2 protein-coding genes are annotated in these 4,363 nt (G+C 65.5%); both read left to right on the top strand.

Annotation, left to right across the window (positions count from 1 at the left end):
- Window positions 1–27: 27 nt before the first annotated feature.
- Window positions 28–741 carry a DUF599 domain-containing protein gene (locus HPA01S_RS22290; RefSeq protein ID WP_066273685.1) on the top strand — a complete coding sequence of 238 codons (714 nt, stop codon included), beginning with the start codon at window positions 28–30 and terminating at the stop codon, window positions 739–741.
- Window positions 742–777: 36 nt separating this feature from the next.
- On the top strand, window positions 778–4,347 hold the full coding sequence (gene dnaE / locus HPA01S_RS22285; protein ID WP_066273684.1) for a DNA polymerase III subunit alpha: 3,570 nt from the start codon (window positions 778–780) through the stop codon (window positions 4,345–4,347).
- Window positions 4,348–4,363: the final 16 nt, after the last annotated feature.

Raw genomic sequence — 4,363 nt, 5'->3', positions numbered from 1 at the left:
CAGGGGGGTGGCCTTAATATCCACCCCATGAAATTTCTCAGCATCATTCCCTGGGCCGACTGGCTGGCGCTGGTCTGCTTTTTTGCGTTGTGGGTCGGCTACGCCTGGTTCGCCCGTGTCTGGGGGCCCAAGATGGGCTCGCTGCTGGGCACCACCAACCGCTACCGCGGCTACTGGATGATGCAGGCCACGGCGCGCGATCCGCGCATGCTCGACGGCATCATCACCCAGGCCTTGTCACACACCCCTGCCTTCTTCTCGTCGACCTCGATCCTGATCATCGGCGGCTTGTTTGCCTTGCTCGGCACCACCGACAAGGCCACCGAGCTGATGAGCGAAATCCCGTTTGCGCAGACCACCACGCTGGTGGTCTTCGAGTTCAAGATCCTGGTGATGGTGGCGATCTTCGTCTACGCCTTTTTTCGTTTCTCCTGGTGCATGCGCCAGTACACCTTTGTCGCGCTGGTGATCGGCGCGATGCCGCCGGCCGAAGACTTCGAGTCCGGCAAACACGACCGGCGCGCTTTTGCCGAGCGTGCCGCGGCCATGGTGGGCGCGGCGGCCGACACCTTCAACGACGGCCTGCGCGCCTACTATTTTTCTTTCGCGGCCCTGGCCTGGTTCGTCTCGCCAGTGGCGATGGTGGTGGCCACGCTGGCGGTGGTGGCCATTCTCTACATGCGCGAATTCCGCTCCGAGGTGCTGAGCATCCTCAAGGACGAAATGCCACCACCCGGCTGAGCGTCCGGGCACTCCCCCGCCTTCTAAAATGGCCGGATGTTCACCCATCTGCGCCTGCACACCGAATTCTCCGTCGTCGACGGCACCAACCGCATCGACGACGTGGTGGCCGCCGCTGCCGCCGACCGCCAGCCCGCGCTGGCCATCACCGACCTGAGCAACCTGTTCGGCGCCGTCAAGTTCTACCGGGAGGCGCGCGGCAAGGGCGTCAAACCCATCATCGGCGCCGAGGTGATGCTGCATGGCTTCAGCGAAGAAACCCCCGGCGCCATGCCCGGCAGCCACCAGCCAGCGGCACCGCGTGCCTTGCTGCTGGTGCAGGACAAACAGGGCTACCTGAACCTGAGCGAGCTGCTGGCGCGCGCCTGGACACGCAACGACGGCCGTGGCCAGGCGCTGGTGCAGCGCGAATGGCTGCAGGAACTCAACGGCGGCCTGATCCTGCTCTCGGGCGCGCAGGCCGGCCCGGTCGGCCAGGCCCTGGTGCAGGGCGACGCCCAGCGCGCCGCCGACGTGGCCTTGCAGCTCTCCAGCATCTTCACGCACCGCTTCTACATCGAGCTGCAGCGCGCCGGCCGCGCCGACGACGAGCGTCATGTGGCGCAGGCCGTGCAACTGGCGGCGCGCCTGCACCTGCCGGTGGTGGCCACGCACCCGGTGCAGTTCCTCGAACCCGACGACTACGAGGCGCACGAAGCGCGTGTGTGCATTGCCGAGGGCGAGATCCTGGGCAACAACCGGCGTGTGCGCCGCTTCACGCGCGAGCAGTACTTCAAGAGCAGCGAGCAGATGCAGGCGCTGTTTGCCGACCTGCCGTCGGCGCTGGCGAACTCGGTCGAGATCGCCAAACGCTGCAACCTCACGCTGGTGCTGGGCAAGCCGCAACTGCCCAACTTCCCCACGCCCCTGATCGACGGTGTGCCGATGCCGATGTCGGACTTCTTCCGCCAGTCCTCGTTCGAGGGCCTGGAAGAACGCCTGGCGCACCTGTACCCGGACCCCGCGAAACGCGACGCCGAGCGCCCGCGCTACGTGGCGCGGCTGGAGTTCGAGATCAACACCATCCTGAACATGGGGTTCCCGGGCTACTTCCTGATCGTGGGTGACTTCATCAACTGGGCCAAGAACAACAGCTGCCCGGTGGGCCCGGGCCGTGGCTCGGGTGCCGGCTCGCTGGTGGCCTATGCGCTGAAGATCACCGACCTTGACCCGTTGCAATACAACCTGCTGTTCGAGCGGTTCCTGAACCCGGAGCGGGTGTCCATGCCCGACTTCGACATCGACTTCTGCCAGGGCAACCGCGACCGCGTGATCGACTACGTGAAGGACAAGTACGGCAAGGAGGCCGTGAGCCAGATCGCCACCTTCGGTACGCTGGCCGCGCGCGCGGCCATCCGGGACGTGGGGCGCGTGCTCGATTTTTCCTACGGCTTCTGCGACGGCATCTCCAAGCTCATTCCGAACAAGCCCGGCATGTCGGTCACGCTGCAGTACCCGCCGGTGCCGAAGAAAGAGGGCGACAAGAACAACTACGCCATCGAGATGGAGCCGGTGCTGGCCGAGCGCATCCAGAAGGAAGACGACGTCAAGACCCTGATCGAGCTGGCGCAAAAGCTCGAAGGCATGACCCGCAACATCGGCATGCACGCCGGCGGCGTGTTGATCGCGCCCGGCAAGCTGACCGACTTCTGCCCGCTCTACGCCCAGCCCGGCAGCGATTCGGCCGTGAGCCAGTACGACAAGGACGACGTGGAGGCCATCGGCCTGGTGAAGTTTGACTTCTTGGGCCTCGCCACGCTGACCATCCTGGAGATCGCGCGCGAGTTCATCATCAAGCGCCACCCGGGGCAGGAGAACTTCCGCTTCGAAGACGTTCCACTGGACGACCAGCGCGTGTACCAGCTGTTCTCACGCGGCCAGACCGAAGCCGTGTTCCAGTTTGAAAGCCGCGGCATGCAGGGCATGCTGAAAGACGCCAAGCCGTCGCGCCTGGAAGACCTGATTGCCCTCAACGCGCTGTACCGGCCGGGCCCGATGGACCTGATCCCCAGCTTCGTGAACCGCAAGCACGGCAAGGAAACCATCGAGTACCCGCACCCGGCGGTGGCCGAGATGTTGTCCGAGACCTACGGCATCATGGTCTACCAGGAACAGGTGATGCAGACCGCGCAGATCCTGGGCGGTTATTCGCTCGGTGGCGCCGACATGCTGCGCCGCGCGATGGGCAAGAAGAAGGCCGAGGAAATGGCCGAGCACCGCGAGAAGTTCCGTGCCGGTGCGCTCGCCACACACGGCATCACGCAGGAGAAGGCCGACGAAGTCTTCGACTTGATGGAGAAGTTCGCGGGCTACGGCTTCAACAAGTCGCACGCCGCCGCCTACTCGCTGCTGGCGTACCACACCGGCTGGCTCAAGGTGCACTACACCGCCGAGTTCTTCTGCGCCAACATGACGGTGGAAATGGACGACACCGACAAGCTCAAGGTGTTGTACGAAGACGCGCTGAAGATGGGCATCGCCTTTGAAGCGCCTGATGTGAACCGTGGCTTCCACCGCTTCGAGCCGATCACCAACAAATCGATCCGCTACGGGCTGGGCGCCATCAAGGGCACTGGCCAGCTGGCGATCGAAGCCATCGTGGCCGCGCGCGAAGGCCGTGGCGAAGGGCCACGCGGTGGCGACACCGGGCCTTTCAAGAGCCTGTTCGATTTCTGCATCCGCGTCGACCGCACGCGCCTGAACAAGCGCACGGTGGAAGCCCTGATCAAAGCCGGCGCTTTTGATTCGCTGCACCTGAACCGCGCCGAACTGCTGGCCTCGGTGGACCGCGCCTTCGAGTTCGCCGCCGCCAGCCTGGCGAATGCGAACCAGGGCGGGCTGTTCGACATGATGGGCGACGACGACCACGGCTCCAGCACGCAGGAACCCGACCTGGTGGCCACGACGCCGTGGGGCGTGAAGGAGCGCCTCACGCTGGAGAAGACCGCGATGGGCTTCTACTTCTCCGGCCACCTGTTCGACGAAGTCGAGCGTGAGGTGCGCCGCTTCGCACGCACGCCGCTGGGCGACGTGGTGGAGAGCCGCGACCCGGTGGTCCTCGCCGGCATCGTGACCGACTTCCGTGTCATCAACGGCCAGCGCGGCAAGCTGGCGCTCTTCAAGCTCGACGACAAGACCGGCGTGTTCGAAACCAGCGCCGACGAAAACCTGATCAACCTGCACCGCAACCTGCTCAAGGACGACGAACTCATCGTCGTGCAGGCGGTGGCGCAGCCGGACCGCTTCTCAGGCGGCGTGCGCCTGAAGATCCAGCAGGTCTGGGACCTGGCCGCCGCGCGCTGCCGCTTCGGCAAGTACCTGCGTGTGGCGGTCAACGGCCACGCCCCGTCGGTGGCGCAACTGGTGCGCGAGTTTCCGCCCAAGCGCGAGATCACCGAGCAGGGTGAGCTGGTGCGCGGGCTGCCGGTGCGCCTGGCCCTGTTGCGCGAAGGTGCGCAGTGCGAGTTGCAACTGGACGACCGCGCCTTGTTCTTCCCCTCCGACGCGGCCCTGGCGAGCTGGATGGCGCAGGCGCATGAGCAGCGGGCGGAAATCGTGTTTGACTAGATCGGCCTCCCCCCTG

It is taken from the genome of Hydrogenophaga palleronii NBRC 102513 (genome assembly GCF_001571225.1).
Classification (GTDB): domain Bacteria; phylum Pseudomonadota; class Gammaproteobacteria; order Burkholderiales; family Burkholderiaceae_C; genus Hydrogenophaga; species Hydrogenophaga palleronii.
Note: the sequence above shows the minus strand (reverse complement) of the source record. Positions and strands in the feature narration are given on the sequence as shown.